At 67.4% G+C, this 22,817-nt stretch carries 23 protein-coding genes; 11 read left to right on the forward strand and 12 right to left on the reverse strand.

The genetic code is table 11. The features are described 5' to 3' along the window. The first annotated feature begins 9 nt into the window (after positions 1-9). Positions 10-525 carry an SRPBCC family protein gene (locus tag AC5LXX_RS04015; protein ID WP_493410557.1) on the forward strand — a complete coding sequence of 172 codons (516 nt, stop codon included), beginning with the start codon at positions 10-12 and terminating at the stop codon, positions 523-525. A 36-nt stretch (positions 526-561) separates the two neighbouring features. Here the strand turns inward: AC5LXX_RS04015 and AC5LXX_RS04020 are convergent, their stop codons facing one another. From AC5LXX_RS04020 to AC5LXX_RS04045, 6 genes are all read right to left on the reverse strand, one after another. Continuing rightward, complete coding sequence (locus tag AC5LXX_RS04020; RefSeq protein WP_493410558.1) at positions 562-1,611, reverse strand: ABC transporter ATP-binding protein; 1,050 nt, start codon at positions 1,609-1,611, stop codon at positions 562-564. 27 nt (positions 1,612-1,638) lie between these two features. Next, positions 1,639-3,237, reverse strand: a complete 1,599-nt coding sequence (locus AC5LXX_RS04025; RefSeq protein ID WP_493410559.1) for an ABC transporter permease — start codon at positions 3,235-3,237, stop codon at positions 1,639-1,641. A gap of 2 nt (positions 3,238-3,239) precedes the next feature. Continuing rightward, positions 3,240-4,274: an iron ABC transporter substrate-binding protein gene (locus AC5LXX_RS04030; RefSeq protein ID WP_124449188.1), complete on the reverse strand. Its 1,035-nt coding sequence runs from the start codon at positions 4,272-4,274 to the stop codon at positions 3,240-3,242. A gap of 62 nt (positions 4,275-4,336) precedes the next feature. Beyond that, a complete protein-coding gene (efeB, locus tag AC5LXX_RS04035) occupies positions 4,337-5,644 on the reverse strand; it encodes an iron uptake transporter deferrochelatase/peroxidase subunit (protein ID WP_493410560.1) in 1,308 nt (435 codons plus the stop codon). Between the two features lie 11 nt (positions 5,645-5,655). Then, complete coding sequence (locus AC5LXX_RS04040) at positions 5,656-6,789, reverse strand: hypothetical protein (protein WP_493410561.1); 1,134 nt, start codon at positions 6,787-6,789, stop codon at positions 5,656-5,658. 79 nt (positions 6,790-6,868) lie between these two features. Next, positions 6,869-8,335, reverse strand: coding sequence for a carbohydrate porin (locus AC5LXX_RS04045; RefSeq protein WP_493410562.1), 1,467 nt, complete (start codon positions 8,333-8,335; stop codon positions 6,869-6,871). A 681-nt stretch (positions 8,336-9,016) separates the two neighbouring features. On the opposite strand from AC5LXX_RS04045, the gene groES reads away from it, so the two are divergent. Further along, positions 9,017-9,310, forward strand: a complete 294-nt coding sequence (gene groES, locus AC5LXX_RS04050) for a co-chaperone GroES (protein ID WP_011351136.1) — start codon at positions 9,017-9,019, stop codon at positions 9,308-9,310. Between the two features lie 46 nt (positions 9,311-9,356). Further along, positions 9,357-10,997, forward strand: a complete 1,641-nt coding sequence (groL, locus tag AC5LXX_RS04055) for a chaperonin GroEL (protein WP_043181578.1) — start codon at positions 9,357-9,359, stop codon at positions 10,995-10,997. 110 nt (positions 10,998-11,107) lie between these two features. Here the strand turns inward: groL and AC5LXX_RS04060 are convergent, their stop codons facing one another. The 4 genes from AC5LXX_RS04060 to AC5LXX_RS04075 form a co-directional block, all read right to left on the reverse strand. After that, complete coding sequence (locus tag AC5LXX_RS04060) at positions 11,108-11,557, reverse strand: hypothetical protein (RefSeq protein WP_493410563.1); 450 nt, start codon at positions 11,555-11,557, stop codon at positions 11,108-11,110. Between the two features lie 4 nt (positions 11,558-11,561). Continuing rightward, positions 11,562-12,176, reverse strand: coding sequence for a peptidoglycan recognition protein family protein (locus tag AC5LXX_RS04065; RefSeq protein WP_493410564.1), 615 nt, complete (start codon positions 12,174-12,176; stop codon positions 11,562-11,564). Between the two features lie 15 nt (positions 12,177-12,191). Next, positions 12,192-12,674: an Hcp family type VI secretion system effector gene (locus tag AC5LXX_RS04070; RefSeq protein ID WP_493410565.1), complete on the reverse strand. Its 483-nt coding sequence runs from the start codon at positions 12,672-12,674 to the stop codon at positions 12,192-12,194. Between the two features lie 379 nt (positions 12,675-13,053). Then, the gene (locus tag AC5LXX_RS04075) at positions 13,054-13,920 is read right to left on the reverse strand and encodes a hydroxymethylpyrimidine/phosphomethylpyrimidine kinase (protein ID WP_124449180.1); all 867 of its coding nucleotides are present in this window, start codon (positions 13,918-13,920) and stop codon (positions 13,054-13,056) included. A 253-nt stretch (positions 13,921-14,173) separates the two neighbouring features. Here AC5LXX_RS04075 and AC5LXX_RS04080 point away from each other — a divergent pair, with 253 nt between their 5' ends. The 8 genes from AC5LXX_RS04080 (at position 14,174) to AC5LXX_RS04115 (ending at position 20,776) form a co-directional block, all read left to right on the forward strand. Continuing rightward, a complete protein-coding gene (locus AC5LXX_RS04080) occupies positions 14,174-14,344 on the forward strand; it encodes a rubredoxin (protein ID WP_004186709.1) in 171 nt (56 codons plus the stop codon). Positions 14,345-14,448: 104 nt separating this feature from the next. Continuing rightward, complete coding sequence (locus AC5LXX_RS04085) at positions 14,449-15,750, forward strand: hypothetical protein (protein ID WP_493410566.1); 1,302 nt, start codon at positions 14,449-14,451, stop codon at positions 15,748-15,750. A gap of 181 nt (positions 15,751-15,931) precedes the next feature. Beyond that, complete coding sequence (locus AC5LXX_RS04090; protein ID WP_006491354.1) at positions 15,932-16,510, forward strand: YqgE/AlgH family protein; 579 nt, start codon at positions 15,932-15,934, stop codon at positions 16,508-16,510. Further along, positions 16,507-16,956 (forward strand): Holliday junction resolvase RuvX, encoded by a 450-nt coding sequence (gene ruvX, locus AC5LXX_RS04095; RefSeq protein WP_493410567.1) that lies wholly within the window; start codon positions 16,507-16,509, stop codon positions 16,954-16,956. The genes AC5LXX_RS04090 and ruvX overlap by 4 nt, the downstream gene beginning before the upstream one ends. After that, on the forward strand, positions 16,943-17,455 hold the full coding sequence (gene pyrR / locus AC5LXX_RS04100; protein WP_322082001.1) for a bifunctional pyr operon transcriptional regulator/uracil phosphoribosyltransferase PyrR: 513 nt from the start codon (positions 16,943-16,945) through the stop codon (positions 17,453-17,455). Before ruvX ends, pyrR begins: the two co-directional genes overlap by 14 nt. A 73-nt stretch (positions 17,456-17,528) precedes the next feature. Continuing rightward, positions 17,529-18,560: an aspartate carbamoyltransferase catalytic subunit gene (locus AC5LXX_RS04105; protein WP_006476735.1), complete on the forward strand. Its 1,032-nt coding sequence runs from the start codon at positions 17,529-17,531 to the stop codon at positions 18,558-18,560. Positions 18,561-18,612: 52 nt separating this feature from the next. Beyond that, on the forward strand, positions 18,613-19,899 hold the full coding sequence (locus AC5LXX_RS04110; protein ID WP_322082002.1) for a dihydroorotase: 1,287 nt from the start codon (positions 18,613-18,615) through the stop codon (positions 19,897-19,899). Positions 19,900-19,918: 19 nt separating this feature from the next. Further along, positions 19,919-20,776, forward strand: coding sequence for a lysophospholipid acyltransferase family protein (locus AC5LXX_RS04115; protein ID WP_493410568.1), 858 nt, complete (start codon positions 19,919-19,921; stop codon positions 20,774-20,776). Positions 20,777-20,794: 18 nt separating this feature from the next. Here AC5LXX_RS04115 and AC5LXX_RS04120 read toward each other — a convergent pair whose 3' ends face one another. Both AC5LXX_RS04120 and AC5LXX_RS04125 read right to left on the reverse strand, forming a co-directional pair. Continuing rightward, the gene (locus tag AC5LXX_RS04120; protein ID WP_493410569.1) at positions 20,795-21,793 is read right to left on the reverse strand and encodes a glycosyltransferase; all 999 of its coding nucleotides are present in this window, start codon (positions 21,791-21,793) and stop codon (positions 20,795-20,797) included. A gap of 103 nt (positions 21,794-21,896) precedes the next feature. Beyond that, positions 21,897-22,733: a symmetrical bis(5'-nucleosyl)-tetraphosphatase gene (locus AC5LXX_RS04125; protein ID WP_493410570.1), complete on the reverse strand. Its 837-nt coding sequence runs from the start codon at positions 22,731-22,733 to the stop codon at positions 21,897-21,899. Between the last annotated feature and the right edge of the window lie 84 nt (positions 22,734-22,817).

Here is a 22,817-nt window from a genome sequence, read left to right on the forward strand (position 1 = left end):
GGAGGCTGCATGGCGGAATACCGATTCTCGACGACGTGGCGCGTGGACGCCCCGCTCGCGGCGGTCTGGGAGGCGATCTACCAGGTCGACCGCTGGCCCGACTGGTGGAAGGGCGCCATCCGCACCGTCGAGATCGAGCATGGCGACGCGCGCGGCGTCGGCGCATTGCATCGGTACACGTGGAAGGGCGCGTTGCCGTACCGGCTGACCTTCGACATGCGCGTGCGGCGCGTCGAGCGGCTGCATGCGCTCGAAGGCCGCGCGAGCGGCGCGATCGAAGGCGACGGACGCTGGTCGTTCGCCTGCGACGGCGCGCGCACCGTCGTGCGCTACGACTGGCACATCCGCACGCAGGTGCGCTGGATGAACTGGCTCGAGCCGCTCGCGCGCCCGCTATTCCGCTGGAATCACGACGTCGTGATGCGCGAAGGCGCGAAGGGGCTCGCGCGCTTGCTGGCTGCGGCCGTCGAGACGGATGGCCGGACCTTCCGGCCGCTGTCGGGCGCGGGCTGCGCCGATGCGTAGTGACTTATAGCGATGCGTGACGACGGTCCGCGCCGCTCAGCGCGCGTACGCCATCACCGCGCCGTCCACGGCCAGCGCGACGCGTTCGCCGACGGCCGGGCACCGGTGTCCCGGCACGCGGATCCGCACGAGCACGTCGCGATCGGCATCGAGGCGCGCGAGCACGTCGGCATCCTGGCCCGCGAACCGCGCGGCTTCGACGCGCGCCGTATGGCCGCGTGCCGCGTCGACCTGCGTGACCGGCATGATGCCGATTTGCTCCGGACGCAGCATCGCGTCGGCCGGCCCGTCGGGCAGCGGCGCGACGAGCGGCAACTCGCCGAGCGCACAGGCGATGCGCGCATCGCGTACGTGGCCCGCGAGCAGCACGGCCTGCCCGACGAACGATGCGACGTCGCGCGTGACGGGCTGCCGGTACAGCGTCTGCGGCGCGGCCGTCTGCACGAGCCTGCCTTGCCACATCACCGCCACTTCGTCGCCGAGCGTCATCGCCTCGGGCTGGTCGTGCGTGACGAGCACCGACGTCGCGCCGGCCGCGGCGAGTGCGTCGGCCACCGCGCTGCGCGTTTCGTGGCGCAGCGACGTGTCGAGCGCGGAGAACGGTTCGTCGAGGATCACGAGCGACGGCTCGGGCGCAAGCGCACGCGCGAGTGCCACGCGCTGCTGCTGGCCGCCGGACAGCTGCTGCGGTGCGCGGGTCGCGTACGACGCGGGCAGCCCGACCATCTCGAGCAGTTCGTCGACGCGATGATGGCGCCGCCGCGCCGCGCGCGGCAGCCCGAACGCGATGTTGTCGGCTACCGACAGGTGCGGAAACAGCGCGCCTTCCTGCGGAACGTAGCCGATCCGGCGCCGTTCGGGCGGCAGGTGCACGTCGGGCGCGGCCACGCGGCGCCCGTCGATCTCGACGATGCCGCGCTCGGCGCGCTCGAAGCCGCACAGCACGCGCAGCAGCGTGGTCTTGCCGCTGCCGGACGGGCCGAGCAGCGCGAGGCGCGAGCCGCGCCGCACCGTGAGGTCGATGTCGTGCAGGACGGTATGCGATCCGAACGATTTGGACAGGCCGTGGATGCGTAGTTCGCTCATGGGCGGTTCCGGGAAAAAAGGCGACGCTCAGTCGCGCACCGACGCGCGGCCGAGCAACAGGAACAGCAGGCCCGACGCGCCGAGCGACAGCGCAACGAGCAGCGCCGCATACGGCGCCGCGGCCGCGAACGCGAGTGTTGCCGTATCGCTCCACACCTGCGTCGCGAGCGTGCGCGTACCGATCGGCGACAGCAGCAGCGTCGCGTTGAGTTCCGTCACGACCGAGATGAACACCATCGTCGCGGCCGCGCCGAGGCCGGGCGCCGCGAGCGGCAGCACCACGCGCACGAGTGTCGCGCGCCAGCCGAGGCCGAGCGAGCGGGCGGTTTCCTCGAGCCGGACCTGCACGTGCGACAGCGCCGCGCGCACGCTCACCACCGCGAGCGGCAGGAACAGGATCGCGTACGCGGCGACGAGCGCCGGCGCGCTCTGGTAGAGCGGCTGCAGCAGCCGCACGGTGATCGACACGATCGCGAGCGCGACGACGATGCCCGGCACGCCCTGCACGGTCATCGCGGTGCGTTCGAGGAACGTCGCGACGCGGCCCGGGTGACGGACCAGCAGGAACGCGAGCGGCAGCGCGAGCAGCGTCGTGACGGCCGCCGCCGCGAGGCCGTAGCCGCCTGAAGCGAGCGTGGCTTGCCACAGCAGTTCGGGCGACACGTCGGCCGGCGTGACGGCGGCCGCGCCCTGTTGCGTGAGCCAGTAGCCGATCATCGCGAGCGGCACGCCGAGCGTTGCGGCCGCGAGCGCGGCGAACGCGACGGCGACAGGGCCGCGCAGCGTGCCGAGCGGATAACGCATCGCGACGCGGCGCGCGGCGCGGTGCGTATGGCCGTAGCGCGCATGGCCGCGAGCGCGCGCCTCGATCGCGAGACACAGCAGGCACAGCGCGATCAGCACGCAGCCGAGCAGCGATGCGCCGCCGCCGTCGAACGCGGTGCGGTATTCGGCGTAGATCTCGGTCGTGAACGTGCGAAAGCGCAGCAACTGAAATGCGCCGAACTCGGACAGCACGCCGAGCGCGACGAGCAGCATCCCGCCGCACAGCGCGGGGCGCAGCTGCGGCAGCACGACGCGAAAGAACGTGTGCCACGGCGAGCAGCCGAGCGTGCGTGCGCTTTCCTCTAGCGCGGGATCGAGCTCGCGCAGCGCGGCGGCCACCGGCAGGTAGACGAGCGGGAAGTACGCGGAAGTCAGTACGATCAGCGCGCCGAGGAAATCCTGCAGGTCGAGGCTCAGCGACACCCACGCATAGCTCGTGATGAACGGCGGCACCGCGAGCGGGGCGGCGGCGAGCGCGGTCCACAGCGGCCGCGCGGGCAGGTCGGTGCGCTCGATGAACCACGCGACCGCGGTGCCGAGCAGCGTGCACGCGAGCGTCGCGGCGAGCGTGATCGACAGCGTGTTGACCAGCAGTTCGCCGACGAGCGGGCGCCACAGCAGCTCGATCGCATCGTCTACGCCGAAGGTGGCCGCACGGTACAGCGTGAAGCCGAGCGGCAGCAGGATCGCGAGCGGCCCGCACGCGGCCGCGGCGACGAGCGCGCGTGACGCTCGCCGCCGCGTCGCGGTGCGTTCGCCGTCGGGCGCGCTCGTCGCCGTGCGGGACACGGCGTCGCTCATGCTCAGAGCAGGCCGGCCTGGCGCAACAGCTTGCCGGCCTGGCTGTCGTCGCCGAGCTGTTCGAACGTCAGCGCCGGCGGGCTCAGTTCGTCGAACGGCTTCAGGATCGGATCGGGGGCGACGCCCGGGTGCAGCGGATATTCGAAGCTGATGTGGCCGTTCGCCATCAGCTTCTGCGCGCGCTCGCTGACGAGATAGGCGACGAACTTCTGCGCGTCGGCCTGGTGCTTCGACGCCTTCATCACCGCGGCGCCCGACACGTTCACGGCTGCGCCGACGTCATGGTTGCCGAAGTGATGGATCGCGCTTTTCGTCGACTTGTCGCCAAGCTCCGCGTGCAGGCGGTCCCAGTAGTAGTTGTTGATGATGCCGGTCAGCACGCCGCCGCGGTTGACGGCCGCCGTCACGCCTTCGTCGTCGTCGAAGACCTGCGCGTTGGCCTTCAGGCCCTTCAGCCATTGCAGCGTCGCGGCCTCGCCGTGCAGCGCGAGCACCGCGCTCACGAGCGGCAGGAAGTCCGCATCGCTCGGCGCGACGCCGACCTTGCCTTTCCATTCCGGCTTCGCGAGATCGAGCAGCGACGCGGGCAGTTGTTGCGGCTGGAGCTTCGCGGTGTTGTAGACGAGCACGTTCTCGCGTGCGAGCACGCCGACCCAGTTGCCGTCGGCCGGGTTGAAGCGCGCGGGCACCGCCTGCAGCGCGGCGCCGTCGGTCTTCGCGAGCAGGCCCTTGCGGTCGAGCAGCACGAGCTCCGGCGAGTTCTCGGTGAAGTACACGTCGGCCGGCGTGCGGTCGCCTTCCGCGACGATCTGCGCGGCGAGCGCGGGGCCTTCGCCCGAGCGCACCTTCACGGTGATGCCGCTCTGTGCTTCGAAGTCCTTGACGAGCTGGTTGACGACCTGCTCGTGCTGCGCGTTGTACAGCGTAAGCGTCGCGGCATGCGCGCGCGTGGCGTGCAGCGCGCCGGTCAGCATCAGCGCGGCGGCGGCCGCGGCGATCAGGTGCCGCAGCGGGCGGCTAACGGGAAAAGTGTTCATGTCGTCGTCGTGAGGTGCATCCGGGCGGGCCGGGGAAAGAGGTGCGCGGCGTCGCGATGCCGTTACGCTTCGAACAGCGCGGCGCCGATGTACGAACCGGGTTGCGCGCCCGGCGGGCACGCGAAGATCGCGCTGCCGACGTGCGTGGTGAACTGGTTCATGATGTCCAGCTTCGCGAGCTTCTCGTTGATCGGGATGAAGCCCTTGCGCGGGTCGCGCTGGTGCGCGACGAACATCAACCCCGCGTCGTACTCGGTCTGCTGGCGCCACGGCGGCCAGCGCTCGATGTAGAAGTTCGCGCTGTCGTTGTACGAATACGCGCGACGCAGGATCTGCGCGCCGTTGTTCACCTGCGGCGACGCGAGACGCGCATGCGCGTTGTCGGGGATCACCGGATTGCCGTCCTTGTCGACCGCATCGAGGTCGAGTGCCTCGAACTCCTGCTTGCCGCCAATCGGTGCGCCGCTGTACTTCTTGCGGCCGAACACCTGCTCCTGGAAGCCGAGCTCGGTGTTGTCCCAGTGTTCGAGCGTGATGCGGATGCGGCGCACGACCGTGTAGGTGCCGCCGTTCATCCACGCCGGGCCTTCGTTGCCGGCCCACACGAATGCGTTCATCGCGGCCGGATCGTCGCGCGACGGGTTCATCGTGCCGTCCTTGAAGCCCATCAGGTTGCGCGGCGTCTCGCCCGGCTTGCCGGACGTGAAGCCGGCCTGGCCCCAGCGCATCTGCACGGCGTTGCCGCCGAGGCGCACGAGCTGGCGCACCGCGTGGAACGCGACCTGCGCGTCGTTCGCGCACGCCTGGATGAACAGGTCGCCGCCGGTCTTCTCCGGGATCAGCTGGTCGCCGTTGAAGCGTGGCAGGTCGACGAGCGCGGCCGGGCGCTGCTTCGCGAGGCCGTAGCGGTCCTTGCCCGCGACCGCGAACAGGCCGGGCCCGAAGCCGAACGTGATCGTCAGCCGCGACGCGCCGATGCCGAGCGCGTCGCCCGAGTCGGCCGGCGCGACGTCGTCGCCGCCGGTTGCCGGCAGCGGCTGCGCGGTGTCGCCGCGCGTCAGGCGCGCGGCCGCGTCGGTCCATGTCTTCAGCAGCGCGATCACGTCCGCGCGCTTGGTCGTCGTGAGGTCGAGCGCGGCGAAGTACGCGTTGCGCTGCTGCGGCGTCGTGATGCCGCCCTGGTGCTTGCCGTAGAACGGCTCGATGTCGTCGTCGTGCGCGTGCGCGTCCGGTGCCGCAGCGGGCGCCGCATCGGCCGCGCGGGCGGCCGGCATCGTGCTCGCCGCGAGACCTGCGGCCACCGCGGCGCCGCCGGCCTTCAGGAAGCCGCGGCGCGCGGGGCGCGGCGGCGGATTCAGATCGTCTGCCATGGTCGGTTCCGTTACTTCGCGAGCATCAGCGTGTTGACGTCGTCCTGGACGTAATAGAAGCCGTCGCCGGCCGGCGTCATCGCGATCCCGAACAGGTCGCCGTTGCCGGGCGGCGATTGCGCCTTGTCGGTATCGATCCAGCGCGCATAGAGCTGCTTGCCGGCAACCGGGTCGATCTCGACGACCTGGCCGTTCTGCGCGTTGGTCGCGAGCAGATGGCCGTTCGGCGCGGTCGCGAGCGCGAGCGGGCGGCGCAGGAAGCCGTCGGCCGTGACCTGGCGGCCGACGCCCGCGCTCGTGTCGCGCGTGAGCGGATCGTCGATTTCGACGATGCGGTTGCCGATCGCATCGGAGACGTACAGCTTCTTCTGGTCGCCAGACAGCGCGAGGCCGGTCGGGCCGACCAGGAACACACCCTTGTCGGCCTGCGCGCCGAGACCGCTCACGACGACCGTTTCCTGCTTGATGACGGGCGGCTTGCCGGCCGGCACGTCGAGGTCCAGACGCAGCACGGTCGCCTGCTTGTAGACGGGCGGGTTGCCGTCCGCGCCGCCGACGCCGAAGCCGGCCATGCTGACGAACAGCGTCGCGCTGTCGCCGCGGTCGACCACGGCCATGTTGCCCCACGGGTCGTTGATGTTCGTGCTCGACCACGTCGACGCGATCTTGCCTTGCGGATCGAGCACGATCAGGCAGCCGGCGCCCTTCGTCGACGTCGTGCCGTCGTTGCTCGGCGTGCTGCCGACGATCACCCAGCCCGACTTCAGCATCGTCATCGCGGTCGACAGGCCGACGCCGCCGGGGCATGCCTTCAGGTCGCGCGGGATCGATGCGAACAGGCTCAGCTGCCTGGTCGACGGGCGGTAGTTGACGATCGTGCTGCCGGTGCCCTGCAGGTTTGCCGCGTTGTTGAAGTTGTCGACGAGCACGTCGCCTGCCTGGATCGTGCCGGCCGACACCGGCGCGACCGCGATCGCATACGGGTTCTGGTCGCCGTTGTCGGGCACCGTGTTGACGAGCAACGTGTGACGATGCAGCGTCTCGAGGAAGCCTTGCGGCTCGGCGAACGCGCCGGCGGCGGCCGTCAGCGCGACGGCGGCCAGCGCGCCCGTCGCGAGGCGGCGAAGCGGGGCGGATTGAATCATCGGGATCTCCTGGGGGGCGCGCCGCGCCGGCGGCGCGCGAAAACGGGGTGGCGTTGGGCGACGGGTGCGCGTGCGGCGCTCAGAACGTGATCGTCGTGCGTGCGCCGAGCACGAACGTGTTGCGTAGCGGCTGGGTCGCATCGCTCGGGTTCTGGCCCGCGCCGGCGTTGAACGTGTACTGCGCATCGGCCGCGATCACCCACCACGGGTTGACCTGGTACTGGTAGGTCGCCTCGACGGTCGTCTCGCGAGTGCGCACGCCGTACGGGCCGGCCGCGAACGTCCGCGCGGCCTGGTCGAGGTCGGTCACGTGGCTGCCGACCTGGATGTACGTGACGGCGAGGCCGACGCTGTCGTTGTCGCGGCCGTCGAACGGCGCCTTCAGCACGACGCCCGCGTTCGCCGCGAAGCTCACGAGGTTGCGGTCGCCCGGCGCGCCCATCACGCGTGCGAACACGCCGAGGCTTTTCGCGCCGGTCGGGTCGGGCCGCCAGATCATCTGGTCGGCCACCGCATAGAAGCTGTAGTCGCCGTGATGCTGCTGCGCATTGCCGTTCGAAGCGGGATCGGCGAGCGACAGCCCGTCGGTGCCGATGCTCTGGTCCGCGAAGCGGCCGTTGTGATACCAGACGCCGATCTTGTAGGTGCCCGGCAGCCCGTTCGAGTGGCCGGTGTCCATCTCGCCGTCGGACGGCTGGTTCAGCGCGTATTGCAGCTCGCCGATATAGAGCGTGCCGTTGTGCAGGTTGAAGTTCGTGCCACTCAGGTTGCCGGGGTTGTTACCGAGCGGATCGCCGTCGAACACGCCCGCGAGCGCGGTGAGCTTCGGCGTGATCTGTGCGCGCACGCGCACGCCGAGGCCGGCGAGCGGATAGGCGGGGCCGCCGTTCGGCAGATCGTACGACGGCAGCGCGGGCCAGCCGAACATCGTGTTGACGAACGTGTTCGCATACGTGCTGACCATGAATTCCTGGTCGAGGCTCTGCTGGCCGATCTTCACGTCGACGCGCTTGTCGAGGAACGACTGCTGGTACCAGAGCTCCCAAAGACGTGTCGTGTCCTGCGCCTCGATGCCGCTCGCGGTGTTGAGCGTGCCGAGATTGCGCGCACTCAGGTTGCTGCCGTGGATCTGCAGCGCGCTGACGTTGAAGGTGCCGCCGGGCAGGCCGATCGCCTTCTGCGTATCGACCGTCAGCGTCGCGGTCGTCAGCCCGTCGTACGTGCCGCCGCGGTTCAGGCCGCCGCGCAGGTTCGCGAGGTATTCGCTGGTTTCGGTGATCTGCAGCGTCGCGCCGTACTTGCCGAGCCACGGGCGGATGCCGCCCATGTCGCCGAGCAGGCTCTGGCGCGTCCAGATGCCGGTCCACATGTCGGTCGGCTTCGCCTGAATCGCGAGGTCGGCCTCGGGCGCTTCGGGCTGCGCGTCGACCGACGCGGCGGCGAACGCGGCGCCGCTCGCGAACGATGCGCATGCGAGGACGGCCGCACAGGCGGCGGGGCGCATCCCGGTACGGACGCGGTCTCCATGGAACGACACAACCTTCATATCAAATCCCTGCTTCTAATTGGTTTGGAGTCCTGCTTGTCGGGCGCTGTCCCGACGCTCGGCACCGATCGGCCAGGGCATGAAGAAGAGCGCAACGCGGCGCATCGTAGGAGTCTCAAATGAGAAAGTCAATGTAAACGAGAATGATTCGCATCTAAATTACTGAATGTAATGGGAGGACTTACGGATGGGGGGCCGACGGGTGTTTTTCGGGAGGAGAAACGTAAATATCGGCGTAATGAAAATGAATGCTTCGATGCGGAGCGACGGGTCGCCGGGCCGCGGGCGAGACGGTCGTCGGGCGCGGTGAGCGGGCATGCTGTGGCGGACGGAATCGGCGCCTGCGCAGGTTTTTTGATGCGATGCCGCCGGTCGCAGGAACTCCGTGCTTACCCGGTGTCCAAACGGGGCTGGATGCGATTCGCGGGCCGCGCGGGCCCGCGTGCCGGGCCGGGTAGTGTGGGTCGGGGTCTTGTTTTGAAAGGGTTTTTCGTAATTTTCGGGTGTTTTCCCCGCTGCGGCGCCGCGTTGAAAATTCGTCCGGTTTCCCTTCTTGAATTTGTCAAAACCCGTCCATATAATTAGCACTCGCTGCACGAGAGTGCTAACAATTCTCTGCCGGGCGAAAAGCCGGGCAGATTCCCTAAGCGTTCTTCAATCTCAGTCAAGAGAGGAGTGAATATGAACCTTCGTCCTTTGCACGATCGCGTGATCGTCAAGCGCCTGGATCAGGAAACCAAGACCGCCTCGGGCATCGTGATCCCCGACGCCGCTGCTGAAAAGCCGGACCAGGGCGAAGTCCTGGCCGTCGGCCCGGGCAAGCGCGACGACAAGGGCGCCCCGATCGCGCTCGACGTGAAGGTCGGCGATCGCGTCCTGTTCGGCAAGTACGCAGGCCAGACCGTCAAGGTCGACGGCAACGAACTGCTGGTCATGCGCGAAGAAGACATCATGGCCGTGGTCAACGCCAAGTAAGCGTCCTCCGACGGTACATATTCCCAAGAATTCAAGGAGTTAGAAGATGGCAGCTAAAGACGTCGTATTCGGCGATTCCGCCCGTTCGAAGATGGTCGAAGGCGTGAACATTCTCGCCAACGCAGTCAAGGTCACGCTGGGTCCGAAGGGCCGCAACGTGGTGCTCGAGCGCAGCTTCGGCGGCCCGACGGTCACCAAGGACGGTGTGTCGGTCGCGAAGGAAATCGAGCTGAAGGACAAGCTCCAGAACATGGGCGCGCAAATGGTCAAGGAAGTCGCTTCCAAGACCAGCGACAACGCAGGCGACGGCACGACGACGGCAACCGTCCTCGCGCAATCGATCGTTCGCGAAGGCATGAAGTACGTCGCATCGGGCATGAACCCGATGGACCTGAAGCGCGGCATCGACAAGGCAGTCGCAGCGGCTGTCGAAGAGCTGAAGAAGATCAGCAAGCCGTGCACGACGAACAAGGAAATCGCACAGGTCGGCTCGATCTCGGCGAACAGCGACACGTCGATCGGCGATCGCATCGCTGAAGCGATGGACAAGGTCGGCAAGGAAGGCGTCATCACCGTCGAAGACGGCAAGTCGCTGGCAGACGAACTCGACGTCGTCGAAGGCATGCAATTCGACCGCGGCTACCTGTCGCCGTACTTCATCAACAATCCGGAAAAGCAAGTCGCCGTCCTCGACAACCCGTTCGTGCTGCTGCACGACAAGAAGGTGTCGAACATCCGCGATCTGCTGCCGGTGCTCGAGCAAGTCGCGAAGGCTGGCCGTCCGCTGCTGATCATCGCTGAAGACATCGAAGGCGAAGCGCTCGCGACGCTGGTCGTGAACAACATCCGCGGCATCCTGAAGACCGTTGCGGTCAAGGCGCCTGGCTTCGGTGATCGTCGCAAGGCGATGCTGGAAGACATCGCGATCCTGACGGGCGGCCAAGTGATCGCCGAAGAAACCGGCCTGACGCTCGAGAAGGCAACGCTGGCAGAACTGGGCCAGGCGAAGCGTATCGAAGTGGGCAAGGAAAACACGACGATCATCGACGGCGCAGGCGAAGCCGTGAACATCGAAGCACGCGTGAAGCAAGTGCGCGCGCAAATCGAAGAAGCGACGTCGGACTACGACCGTGAAAAGCTGCAAGAGCGCGTGGCCAAGCTGGCCGGCGGCGTTGCAGTGATCAAGGTCGGTGCTGCGACCGAAGTCGAAATGAAGGAAAAGAAGGCACGTGTCGAAGACGCACTGCACGCAACGCGCGCAGCCGTGGAAGAAGGCATCGTGGCAGGTGGCGGCGTTGCGCTGATCCGCGCTCGCACCGCGATCGCAGGCCTGACCGGCGCGAACGCCGACCAGAACGCCGGCATCAAGATCGTGCTGCGCGCCATGGAAGAGCCGCTGCGCCAGATCGTCACGAACGGTGGCGAAGAAGCCAGCGTCGTCGTGGCGGCAGTGGCTGCCGGTACGGGCAACTACGGCTACAACGCAGCAACGGGCGAATACGTCGACATGGTTGAAGCTGGCGTCGTCGACCCGACCAAGGTCACGCGCACCGCACTGCAGAACGCAGCTTCGGTTGCAGGCCTGCTGCTGACGACGGACGCAGCTGTCGCAGAACTGCCGAAGGAAGATGCACCGATGCCGGGCGGCATGCCGGGCGGCATGGGCGGCATGGGCATGGACATGTAATCGACTTCGGTCGATGGTGTCCGGGGCGCGCAGCGATGCGCGCTCCAGCCAAAAGAAAAGACCCGCAGCGATGCGGGTCTTTTTTTATGCGTGTTCCTTCACGACCGGAATTAGAAGCCCGGCAGATAGCACGAAGTGTCGTCGACTTCATCGTGAAGGCCGTAGCTGCACGCGAACGGGTCACGCCAGCCGTTGTGGCGGCCGTTGTAGAGATAGACCGTGTTGCCGTTCGAGGCCCATGTCAGTGACGCAGTGCCGCCGGAGTAAACACGCCACCTCCCCGAACTGCCGTCCGGGAACGAAATGGTGCCGCTCGAATGACAGGGCGAGTAGTAATCATGGGCCACGAACTTGCCGTCAATCGGTGCTGCTCTGGAAAAGAATAGCTTCAACTGGTCGGCGGTCGGTGTGAAGTTCCTGCATGCATCCCTTGTAAGCGGATCGTCTGGGTTCGACGTCTGGCCGGATTGCTCGACCGTCACCGCTGTCACCCCTCTGGCCTGACAGAGGGTGATCGGGATGCACAACGCAACCGCGGCGACGCATCTGGCTAGAGCCATAATGTCACTCCCACCGTGCAGTGCTTGCTTCGGTGGCGTTCTTGCGCCCGACTTCCGGGTGCCGATACACCTCTCGCATCTCGACGTTCAGCGTCTCGGATAATTCGCGAACCAGCCATTTAAGCGATGCATTCTGTTCAGTTGTGACGCTTTCATAGGCCGGCTCCGCAGTTTTCTCGTCGGGGTAGTACATGCCGACAAGTTCGATTCCTATTGCGTCGGAGTTCGACGGGTAGCGGTCGGGAAATGCTTTCCGGGATTCATGGCGATGGAATGCCGTTGGACCGGCTTGGTACGCGCGCCGTGCCGCCCGGAGGTCTGCGGTCGAGCAGTTGAGTGTGGCAATGCAACGTGACTGCAATTTACCGACGTGATTGGTAATCCTGTTCAGGGAGGCGGTCTGATAGATCGTGCCATCCTTGTCGATCAGGAAGTGGGCGCCGTTCGGGACGTGTGCGGTGTTGCTGTAGCTATTGAAGGTGCTGGAGGCGGTAGCGCCTCCGGTTTGATGGACGACGATTCCATTCACGTGCTCCATCGGCCCTCGTTCGATGGACGAGTATATTTTGACGATCACGCGTTCGGCGTCAACATGGCCCTGCCTTGAAATGAACAGCATGACTGCCTCCAATTCTCAAGTCGCCTTGCCGGTTTTGATGTCGTATCCTGCTGCGACGGTTCCTCCGCTCCCGCCAGGCGCGTTCTGAACGACATACTCCTGCCGAATATGGGCAAATGAGAGTTGGACTTCCTCTCGGGGTCGCGCCATGTTGAAATTGGCGGCTGAATTGATCCGCGTGATTACTACGTCATCCAGCGTGATCTTCAGGTACTCGAGTGGCATACGGCCAGCCTTGCGCGCGACCAGGACGGCGTTCTCGATATGATTGCCCTTTAGGCAATGCAGCATGAGGATCGGCGATGCGCGATCGACATAATGCTCGATGGTCAGATCGTTGGCCGTGCACTTGGCTTCGACGCTGCCAGCCCTTGAGCGTGTGGTCGATGGCTGGTCGGCTGACCAATCCCACGCCAATACCTCGATCTCGTCAGGATGCGACGCATCTCGAGATTCGCCTTTGATGCCGGTCAGTTTCAGGAAAATGTCTTGCGCCATCGTATGCTCCTTTGCATCGGTCACATTGAGTGAAATGAACCCTAGCATTGAGCTTGGTGGTCAATCTATTGGACCGGTTCGATTTTCGGCGCAATTCGACGTTGAAAAGTACGACGCCAATTTTTCGTTAGTCGAAAATCGCTTGAGTAAGGCGGGCGCGAGTGCGGATTAAGCCGCGACGATTGAATGGCTGCGATTACCCGGGCCGACGCGCTGGTCGGGAAAACGAAGATTTGGGGAGGGGCGTGCCGAATCGGCAGCTATTAGTGATGTACTGGCGTGCATCAGCGTCGATTTTCCGATGCGCGAGGTGTGCTGCTGAGACGACAAGAAGGACGGCCGGCGTCTGATTGCTTAAACGCCGGCCGCTGTCGGTGACTCAATGCCGGTGCGACGTCCTCGTTACCGGGTCGGCCTTCACGGCCGGCGGCGTGTCCGAGTCTTCATTGCTGCGCGCCCAGAAAAACCGGTCGGGCAGGTACGCGCCCATGCCGGGCCGGAACGCGTCGCGCACGGCCTGATACAGGTATTCCTGCGCCTCGCGAACCGCCTCGGGCGGCTCCTGGCCGTTTGCGAGCAGCGCCGCGATGGCCGCGCCGAGCGTGTCGGTGATGCCCATCAACCGGTGCGGCGAGCGATCCCACATGTCTTCGCGAAGCTGGCCTTCCTCGCCGTACAGCGTGTTGACGAGCCGGTGCGAGCCCGTCTCCGACGACAGGATGTACTCGCAACCCTGCGACAGCAGGTGCGACACGGCCGCGTCGAGATTCGGCGCCTCGGCGTCGCCGTCCGGCTGCGCGAGCGCGATCAGCGTCGCGTGATCGGCCACCAGCAGCGTGGTTTGCGGCGCCAGCAGGTCGGCGATCGATTCGCGCAGGTCGTCGGCCGCGAGCACGTGCTCGTCGTCGAGCGTGAAATCCGGCGCGAGCACGAGCGGCACGCCGTCGTAGTCGGCGACGACCTCCGCGATCGCGCTCACGACTTCCGCGCGCGTCGCCGCGCCGATCTTGAACGCGGCAACCGGCATGTCTTCGAGCAGCATGCGCGCCTGGGCGGCGACGACGTCGGGGTCGAGGCCGGTCACTTCTTCGCAGGCGGCCGAGTCGCGCACGGTGTAGCCCGTCAGGACGGACACGCCGTGACAGCCCATGCTCGCCAGGGTCATCAGATCGGCTTGGAGGCCGGAGCCGCCGGTGGGATCGGACAGGCCGAAGGTGAGGACGATCGGAGGGGCGTTGCTGGACATGTAAAAATGGGGCAAGAGAAAAACGGGAAAGCGACGGAGATGCGGACGGCGAGGCGAGTGGCCGTTTTCGGCCCTGTGTTGCCCGGCAGGCCGCACTTTTCAGCCATTATGCGGTGGAATCCGGCCCGCACGACGGATTTTTTAGCGCAGCGCAACGTAGTCGCCGTCCTCCAGCGCGATTGCTAGGCAGTCCGGCCCCGACACGGTACCATCATGGCTCCCGAATTTACCGACTTTTCCCGACGCGGCTAAGATGGAATACAAGAGCTGGATGTGCCTGATTTGTGGCTGGATTTATGACGAAGAAGCCGGGCTGCCGGAAGAGGGCATTGCCCCGGGCACGCGCTGGGAAGACGTCCCGATCAACTGGACGTGCCCCGAATGCGGCGCCCGCAAGGAAGACTTCGAGATGGTCCAGATCTGACCGGACCGCTGGCCCACGGACACCCCGCTCCGGCCTCGCACCGGCCCGGCGCTCGCGCGCCGCGGTTTGCGCGAGCGACTTGACGATGACAGGCGCGCGTGTCCATGACGTCCGATCCGGCGAACGTTCCCCTCCCTGACGCACTGCCCAACCCGCGTGGCGGCGCCGTGCGCGCGGCCGACGCATGGCTTGCGGCGGCTGCCGACGCATTCGAGCGGCACGACGATGCGACCGCGCCGCTGTCCGCGGCCGCGGCCGTGCTGGCGGAAGCCGGCTGGCTGCCGGCCGCGCGGTTCGCCGGGCAACTGGCGGCCGCCGCGCCGCTGGTCGCCGCCGAGCCGACTTCGGCCGGATGGCGTGCCGCGCTGCGCGATTTCCGCGCGGCCGTCGGGCGCCACAACCTGCGCGAGCTCGCCTGCTCGCCCGTTCTCCTCGACCATTTCCGTGCATTGCGCGCGCAATGCGCCGCCGACCTGCGCGCCAGCGCGCCGCTCGATGCGCTCGCACTCGTCGGCCGCGCGGTGCCGCCGGCCACGCTGCGCGCGCTGCCCGACGCGTTCGCGGCCCGGATCCGCGCCCGCTACGAGCAGGCGCTGCTCGGCGTGCTGCGCCCGGAGCACGGCGCGCCCGACGCGGCGCTGGACGAGCTCGACGCGATGCAGGTCGCGCTCACCGACGACGGGCCGTACGATTTCTGGCGGCTGGCGAACGCGTGCCTGCGCGCGCTGCGCGCAAGCGGCGCGCCCGAGCTGAAACGCTTTCTCGCACGGACCAACCTGCTGCTCGGCGAGCACGCGCAGGGCCGGCGCAGCGCGCCGCCCGAGCTCGTGCGCGAGACGGTGGCGCTGCTGTGGCGCGATTTCGCGCTGTTCGGCGCTGCGGCCGAGGACGTCGCGTTCGTCGACGTGCTGCACGACTACGGGCTGACGGTCGACTGGCACGTCGCCGGCACGCCGGCGTCCGAGGCGTTGTGGGAAGCCGATGCCGCGCGGGCCGAGCACGATGCGGTCGCCGTCGCGCCGACTCGCGCGCTCGGCGTCGTGACCGTCAACGCGCATGCCTATGAGGATTTCCTGCAAACGGCCGATGCGTCGATGGCCGATCTCGCGGCCGACCCGGCCAGGGCCGACGCAGGCGCTGCCTGGCACGCGTCCGGCGCCGCCTACCGGGTCGGCACGGCCGCGTGCGCGCTCGGGCTCGGCCACGCGGCGCTGCTGGCCGACACCCTCGGCCTCGCGTGGCGCCGTGCCGCCCATGGCGTGCCGCTCGCCGACGGCGGCCTCGACGCGCAGGGCCACGCGTCCGACATGCTGCGCGCGGCGTTGCTGAAGATCGCGGCCGGCGTTGCGCCGCCGGACCTCACCGCGGCGTCCGAAGCGCTCGGCACGGCGCTCGGCCGGACCTGACGGACAAGGGGACGGACACCTGGCGCGCCTCTTGTCGCGCGGGCCAGCAACACGCTGCCGACAGCGCCCGCGCGCGTGTTAGAGTGCCGTGTGATCCGCGCGCGCCGTTGCCAGCGTGGCGCGGCGTTGCTTGTTGATCGCGGCCCGGTCAGGTCGCGGCGTCTTTGCTAAAATTCAAACCATGTCAAAGCCTTCCGATCGCATCAATCTCACCAACCAGTTCCTGATCGCCATGCCCAACATGGCCGATCCGACGTTCTCGGGAACGGTGGTCTATCTTTGCGATCACAGCGAGCGCGGTGCGCTCGGCCTCGTCATCAATCGTCCTACCGACATCGATCTCGAATCGCTGTTCAACCGTATCGACCTGAAGCTCGACATCGAGCCGCTGCTGCACATTCCCGTGTACTTCGGCGGCCCGGTCCAGACCGAGCGCGGCTTCGTGCTGCACGAGCCGGTGGAAGGCGCGAGCTACAACTCGTCGATGTCCGTCGACGGCGGGCTGGAGATGACGACGTCGAAGGACGTGCTCGAGGCGGTCGCGACGGGCACCGGCCCGAAGCGCTTCCTGCTGACGCTCGGCCATGCCGGCTGGGGCGCAGGGCAGCTCGAGGAAGAAATTTCCCGCAACGGCTGGCTGACCGTGGCCGCCGATCCGCGCATCGTGTTCGACACGCCGGCCGAAGAGCGCTTCGAAGCCGCACTCGGCCTGCTGGGCGTCAGCTCGTCGATGCTGTCCGGCGAAGCAGGGCACGCATGAGTTGCGCGAGCGCGCGCGATGCGACGCTCCTGGCGTTCGACTACGGCGAAAAACGGATCGGCGTCGCGGTCGGCAATGCGCTGACGCGCTCGGCCCGTGCGCTCGTCGTGATCCAGAACCTGAACCGCGAACACCGCTTCAAGGCGGTCGGCGACCTGCTGGCCGAATGGCGGCCGGACGCGCTCGTCGTCGGCTTGCCGATGCATCCGGACGGCACGCCGCACGACATGACGCAGCAGGCGAAGCGCTTCGGCAACCAGCTGAACGGCCGCTTCGGGCTGCCCGTCACGTGGGTCGACGAGCGCTATTCGTCGGTCGAGGCCGAGGCCGGGCTGCGCGAGCGCAACGTGCGCGGCCGTGCCCGCGCGGAGATGCTCGATGCCGAGGCCGCACGCGTCATCCTTCAACAGTATCTCGATCAATTGTCCGACCATGAGCACCATTGATGCCGAGGCGCTTTACCGCGTCCTGCTCGACCAGATCCGCGCCGCGTACGGCACGGCGTTCGCCGAACCGGGCGGCCCGCGGCTCGCCGGCATTCACAGCGGCGGCGCATGGCTGGCCGAGCGCCTCGCGCGCGACCTCGGCGCACCGGCGTTCGGCGTCGTGAACGTCGCGCTGCATCGCGACGACTACGCGAAGAAGGGACTGCACAGCCAGGCCAGCCCGACGTCGCTGCCGTTCGACGTCGACGGCGCGCGCATCGTGCTCGTCGACGACGTGCTGTACACCGGGCGCACCGTGCGCGCGGCGCTCAACGAACTGTTCGACTACGGCCGTCCGGCGGCGGTCGAGCTCGCGGTGCTGGCCGATCGCGGCGGCCGCGAGCTGCCGGTCGCCGCACGCTTCGCGGGCGGCACGCTCGACGTGCCGGCCGGCGCGACGCTCGTGCTCGCGCGCGACGACGCGCAGTTCACGCTGCGCGTCGACACGCACGGCGCCTGAACGACACGCGAACCGTATCCCGGGCCGCTGGTTTGCACCGCGGCCCGTTTGCATAGTTGGAATCACGCACACCATGACCACCGACACCACTGGCCGCACCGGCAATCCCGCTGCGGCCGCGAGCCCCGACCGGTTCCGCTACGGTTTCCTGAAGGGCAACCCGCAGCTCACGAAAAACGGCGAGCTGAAGCACCTGCTGTCGATCGAGGGCCTGCCGCGCTCGATCGTCAACCATATCCTCGATACGGCCGAGCAGTTCGTCAGCGTGACGGACCGTGAAGTGAAGAAGGTGCCGCTGCTGCGCGGCAAGTCCGTCTTCAACCTGTTCTTCGAGAACTCGACGCGCACGCGCACGACCTTCGAGATCGCCGCGACGCGCCTGTCGGCCGACGTGCTGAACCTGAACATCAACGCGTCGTCGACGAGCAAGGGCGAATCGCTGCTCGACACGATCAACAACCTGTCGGCGATGCATGCCGACCTGTTCGTCGTGCGCCATGCGTCGAGCGGCGCGCCGTACCTGATCGCCGAGCACTGCGCGCCGCACGTGCACGTGATCAACGCCGGCGACGGCCGCCATGCGCACCCGACGCAGGGCCTGCTCGACATGTACACGATCCGTCACTACAAGCGCGACTTCACGAAGCTGCGCGTGGCGATCGTCGGCGACATCCTGCATTCGCGCGTCGCGCGCTCCGACATCCACGCGCTCACCACGCTCGGTGTGCCGGAAGTGCGCGCGATCGGCCCGCGCACGCTGCTGCCGGGCGGGCTCGAGCAGATGGGCGTGAAGGTGTTCCACAACCTCGACGAAGGGCTGAAGGGCGTCGACGTGATCATCATGCTGCGCCTGCAGAACGAGCGGATGAGCGGCGCGCTGCTGCCGTCCGCGCAGGAGTATTTCAAGACGTGGGGCCTGACGCCCGAGCGCCTCGCGCTCGCCGCGCCCGACGCGATCGTGATGCACCCGGGCCCGATGAACCGCGGCGTCGAGATCGATTCGCAGGTCGCCGACGGCCCGCAGTCGGTGATCCTCAACCAGGTCACGTTCGGCATCGCCGTGCGGATGGCGGTGATGGGCATCGTCGCCGGCAACAGCGACTGAGCCCGCTTTCGCGCCTCCATATTCACGCAATCAACGCATTCACAGACAGCGCATGAAGATTCATATCAAAGGCGGCACGCTGATCGATCCGGTCGCCGGCACCGAGCGGCAGGCCGACGTATTCGTCGCGGCAGGCAAGATCGCCGCGATCGCCGAGGACGGCAAGGCGCCGGCCGATTTCAACGCCGCGAAGACCATCGACGCGTCGGGCCTGATCGTCGCGCCCGGCCTCGTCGACCTGTGCGCGCGGCTGCGCGAGCCCGGCTACGAACACAAGGCGACGCTCGCATCCGAGATGGCCGCGGCCGTCGCGGGCGGCGTCACGACGCTCGTGTGCCCGCCGGATACCGACCCCGTGCTCGACGAGCCGGGCCTCGTCGAGATGCTCAAGTTCCGCGCGCGCAACCTGCACCAGGCGAACGTGCATCCGCTCGGCGCGCTGACGGTCGGCCTCAAGGGTGAAGTGATCACCGAGATGGTCGCGCTGACCGAGTCCGGCTGCGTCGGCTTCACGCATGCGAACGTGCCGGTGCGCGACACGCAGGTGCTGCTGCGCGCGCTGCAGTACGCGAGCACTTACGGCTATACGACGTGGCTGCGTCCGCTCGACGCGTTCATCGGCCGCGGCGGCGTGGCCGCGAGCGGGGCGCTCGCGTCGCGGCTCGGGCTGTCCGGTGTGCCGGTCGCGGCCGAGACGATCGCGCTGCACACCATCTTCGAACTGATGCGCGTGACGGGCGCGCGCGTGCACCTCGCACGGTTGTCGTCGGCGGCCGGCCTTGCGCTCGTGCGCGAGGCGAAGGCCGAAGGGCTGCCCGTGACCTGCGACGTCGGCGTGAACCATCTGCATCTGATCGACGTCGACATCGGCTACTTCGATTCGCAGTTCCGGCTCGATCCGCCGCTGCGCAGCGAGCGCGACCGCGAAGCGATCCGCGTGGCGCTCGCCGACGGCACGATCGATGCGATCTGCTCCGATCACACGCCGGTCGACGACGACGAGAAGCTGCTGCCGTTCGGCGAAGCGACGCCCGGCGCGACGGGGCTCGAGCTGCTGCTGTCGCTGACGTTGAAGTGGGCGGACGAGACGCGTACGCCGCTTGCGCAGGCGCTGCGCCGCATCACGTCCGCGCCGGCCGATGTGCTGCAGTTGCCGGCAGGCCGCCTCACCGAAGGCGGCGCGGCCGACCTGTGCGTGTTCGACCCGCGCGCGCACTGGCGCGTCGAGCCGCGTGCGCTGAAGAGCCAGGGCCACAACTCGCCGTTCCTCGGCTACGAACTGCCGGCTACCGTGCGCGCGACGCTCGTGGCCGGGCAGGTCGCGTTCGAGCGCCACTGAACCACGCCGGACCCTCGCCATGACCGCCATTCGCAAGCTGCGTCTCGTCTTTCACCTGTTGCGCGGCATGGCGATCGTCGCGCTGCGTTTTTCGCACGTCACATCCGCGCAGCGCGCCGAGATGACGCGCCGCTGGTCGCTCAAGATGCTGCGGATCTGCGGGATGCGCCTCGTCGTCCATAACGACGGCGCACGCCTCGACGCGAGTGCGCTCGTCGTCGGCAACCACGTGTCGTGGCTCGACATCTATGCGGTCAACGCGTGGCGGCCTACGCCGTTCGTGTCGAAGGCCGAGGTGCGGCAGTGGCCGGTGGTCGGCTGGCTCGCCGAGAAGCTCGACACCGTGTTCCTGCAGCGCGAGAAGCGCACCGAGGCGATGCGGATCATGCACGAGATGGCCGAGCGCCTGCGCAACGGCGGGTTGATGTGCGTGTTTCCGGAAGGGACGACGTCCGATGGCCAGGCGTTGCTGCCGTTTCATGCGAACCTGTTCCAGTCCGCGGTATCGGCCGGCTGCGCGGTGCAGCCGATCTGCCTGATGTACGAGGACGCGCAGCGGCGGCAGTCGGTCGCACCGGCCTACACGGGCGAGGTGTCGCTCGGCAAGTCGCTCGACATGGTGCTGCGCGGCGGCCCGCTCGTCGCGCATCTGTACGTGTGCGATCCGATCGCGCCGGGCGGCGACCGGCGGGCGACGTCCACGGCGGCGCGCGACGCGATCGCGGCCGCGCTGGCGACGCTGCAGGAGAAGGTCGGCAAGCCGTCGGCCGAGTCGCTCGCGGAACTGCAGAAGCATGCGTATCCGGCGACCGAACTCGGTGGCGGGGCGGCGGGTGATGCGGCGGCCGATGAGCCGGTGCCGGGGCGGGAGGGGTGACGTGCTGCTCGGGGGCGGTCAATCCGGGTGGTCTGCGATGTGCCGCGTGTCGATCTCGAGGGCCCCTGATGCGTGCTGCCTGACGACGACATAGTCGTCGTATTCCGGTTGTTCCGACGAATACGTGCTCAGGTAGGCGCGATTGTCCCAGTGAGAAATCTCCGGTGACGATGCGCGCTGGTAGACGTCCGACGCGGGGTGGTCGTTGTTCTGCTGCTCGTGCGGATACCAGTCGAGATGGCGACCGTCGAACGGCGTATAGACACGCATGCCCGACTTTAGGCGCCGGAACGGCTGTGCCGTGCGATGTACGGCAAAGGTCGTGTCGATCGGCGCGCGCAGGTACGCGATTTCCCGGCTGCCGATCGTGCCGATTTCGGGACGCTGGTGCCAGAACTGGCTGATATGGCGGTTCATCACGCGCCCGAACAGCGGGTAGCTCTTGCGGATGTCGTCGATTTTCAGCATCGGCCCGGCACATTCGATGTCCGGAAATGCATTCAGCAACTCGAGATAGACCGCGATCGCGTCGGGGCTCGAGGCGGCGAGGTCGATATCGCAGTCCGTCACGATGTACGGACCCGGCTCCCGGCACGAAAACACCGCCGACACGGTTTCATCGACGAGATTCAATTCGTTGGCATCTGAAATGGCGGCTCGCCTGAACACGCGTATCCCATCATGCTCGAGTTCGTCGAGTACGCGCAGCGTTTCCGGATCATTGCTGCCGTTATCGTGGATGGCAATTTCCACGGGCACGCGCTGCTGCCGGTACGATGCGATAACGCGTCGGAGCATCGCGCCACGGTTGTACGAAATGACGATCAGCGGCAGTGGCTGGAATCCCGGTTCGCCGGGTAGTGCTTCCCGGAAGTTGAACGTTGCCGGTAGGTATCGACGGCCTTCGCGTTGGCCGTGCTCGAGATAGTGCTGCACCGGGTCCACACCCGCAGCGCGTACGTCGGGATGCAACTGCAGATAGGCTTCGGCGGAAAAGTCGGGCGGCAGGCTGCTCATCGATGTCCTCGGTTTCCGGATGGCGCGTACTTCCCGGAATCTACCGTGCGAAGTCGACGCGCGGTTCCAGAACGTTCAGGCCGTGTCGTGCGATGGCGGGCACTCATTCGCCCGGCGTGCCGCATGCTTCGCACTGCACCTGCGTGACCGTACGCTGGGCCGGATCGGCCGTCAGCCGAACGGCCGACAACTGGTTCCCCCATACACATCCGGAATCCAGCGCGACGACGTTGTCGCGCAGCATCAGGCCAAGCGCGGCCCAGTGCCCGAACACGACCGTCACGTCTTCCGTACGGCGCCCCGGTACGTCGAACCACGGCAGGTATCCGGGCGGTGCGCTGTCGGGGCCGCCGTTCGCCTTGAATTCCATTGCGCCGTCGGGCGTGCAGAAGCGCACGCGCGTGAACGCGTTGAACGCGACGCGCATCCGGTCGCGTTTTTTCAGATCTGGGTTCCATTGATTCGGCTCGTTGCCGTACAGCTTCGCCAGCGTGTCTCGCCAGTCGGGCGCGCGCAGCGCACGCTGGAGTTCGTCCGCGAGTTCGAGTGCGAGCGTCGCGTCCCATTGTGGCAGCACGCCGGCGTGCACGAGCAGCTTTCCGTCTTCGACATGCACGAACGGACGATGGCGGACCCAGTCGAACAGCGCGTCGGCGTCCGGCGCGTCGAGGATCTCGCCGATCGTGTCGCCCGGGCGTTCGGTGCGCAGCCCGGCGGAGACCGCGAGCAGGTGAAGGTCGTGATTGCCGAGTACGACGGTCGCGCGGGGGCCGAGGTCGACGAGCGCGCGCAGCGCGGCGAGGGAGCCGGGGCCGCGATTGACGACGTCGCCGGCGATCCACAGCGGCGTGTCGGCGGGAGGCGAAAGCTTTTCGAGCAGGGCCTGGAAAGCGGAATGACAGCCTTGGATGTCGCCAATGGCGATGGGGGTGCGGGTCATGGAGCGGCGGATTTTGCGAGTGTCGATAGCGCGGGAAGAATCATCCATTGAATACGGAATTACGAAATTTGTGTTCCGTAACAG

It is taken from the genome of Burkholderia torrens (assembly GCF_984668525.1).